1 protein-coding gene is annotated in these 1,797 nt (G+C 75.6%); it reads left to right on the forward strand.

Translation table 11 applies throughout. From position 1 onward, the window contains the following. A partial coding sequence (locus tag G3I65_RS05790) for a type I polyketide synthase (protein WP_160695183.1) occupies nucleotides 1–1,797 on the forward strand: 1,797 nt, incomplete at both ends.

Here is a 1,797-nt window from a genome sequence, read left to right on the forward strand (position 1 = left end):
TTCCTGTTCACCGGCGCGCTGTCGGTGCAGCTGCAGACCTGGCTCGCCGACCACGTCGTGCTGGGCGCGGCCATCCTGCCCGGAACGGCGTTCCTGGAACTGGCGACCCGCGCGGGCGACGAGGTCGGCTGCGACCGCGTCGCCGAGCTGACCCTGGAGGCCCCGCTCGTGCTCCCCGAGCGCGGCGGCGTCCAGATCCAGCTCGTCGTCGGCGGCGCCGACGAGTCCGGCTCCCGGTCCTTGACGGTGTACTCGCGCGCCGAGGGCGCCGTCGAGCAGCCGTGGATCCGGCACGCGAGCGGCCTCCTGGCCACGGCGGGCCCGGCCACCACGGGCTTCGACGCCACCGTCTGGCCGCCCGCCGGCGCGGAGCCGGTCGACATCGACGGCACCTACGAGCGGTTCGCCGGCGCGGGCCTGAGCTACGGACCGGGATTCCAGGGCCTGCGCGCGGTCTGGCGCCGGGGCGAGGAGGTCTTCGCCGAGGTCGGCCTGCCCGAGGAGAACGAGGCCGGTGCCTTCGGCCTCCACCCCGCCCTCCTCGACGCCGCGCTGCACGCTTCGGTGCACACCGGCTCCGGCGACGGCATGCTGTTGCCGTTCTCCTGGCGCGGCTTCCGCCTGCACGCGGCGCACGCCCCGGCGCTGCGGGTCCGCCTGCGCCGCGAGGGCGAGAACACGCTGTCGTTGGACGCCGCCGACGCCGCGGGGGAGCCGGTGGCCACGGTCGACGCGCTCGTCCTGCGTCCGCTGACGGCCGAGCAGGTCGCCGGAGCCGCCCCGGTCCGCCGCGACTCGCTGTTCGAGGTGGCCTGGACCCCGGTCACGGCACAGTCGGGGCTGGCCGGGGACGAGTATCCCGAGCTGGCGGTCGTGCTGCGGGCGGCGGACGGCCCGGCTGGGGCCGAGTACCCCGAGCCAGCCGCGCTGCCCGGCGGCAACGTCCCCGAAACGGTCGTCCTCCGGGTCGCCACGGAGCCCGCGGCCAATGTCCCAGCCGCAGTACACGCCGCAACGACCCGCGTACTCGACGCCCTGCACACCTGGCTAGCCGACGACCGGTTCACCAGCTCGCGCCTGGTCATCGTGACCGGCGACGCGACAGACGACCCGGTCACCGCCGCAGTCTGGGGCCTGGTCCGCTCCACCCAGTCCGAGCACCCCGGCCGCTTCGTCCTCGCCGCGACCGACGGCAGCGTCGCGCTAAGTGCCGCACTGGCACTGGACGAGCCGCAGGTCACCATCCGCGACGGCGAACTGCTCGTACCTCGCCTGGCCCGCCTCGCCCCGTCGGGCGAAAGCGCGCTGGAGCGCTGGAACGAGAACGGCACCGTACTGATCACCGGCGGCACCGCCGGCCTCGGCGCACTGGTCGCCCGCCACCTCGCCGCCCGGCACCGGGTGAAGCACTTCCTGCTGGTCAGCCGCCGCGGCGCCACCGCCCCCGGGGTCACCGAGCTGGTCGCGGAACTCGCCGCGCACGGCGCCGACGCCACCGTCGCCGCCTGCGACGTCGCCGATCGGGACGCGCTGGCGGCCGTGCTCGCCGATGTCCCGCCGGAACACCCGCTGACCGCCGTGGTGCACGCCGCCGGCGTTCTCGACGACGGGCTCGTCGGCTCGCTGACCGCGGACCGCCTCGCCACCGTCTTCGCCCCGAAGGTCGACGCCGCCTGGCACCTCCACGAGCTGACGCGCGAGCTGGACCTCGCCGCGTTCGTCACGTTCTCCTCCGCCGCGGCGACCATCGGGTCGGCCGGGCAGGGCAGCTACGCCGCCGCCAACGCCTTCCTCGAC

The sequence above is a fragment of the Amycolatopsis sp. SID8362 genome (genome assembly GCF_010550475.1).
Lineage (GTDB): Bacteria > Actinomycetota > Actinomycetes > Mycobacteriales > Pseudonocardiaceae > Amycolatopsis > Amycolatopsis eburnea.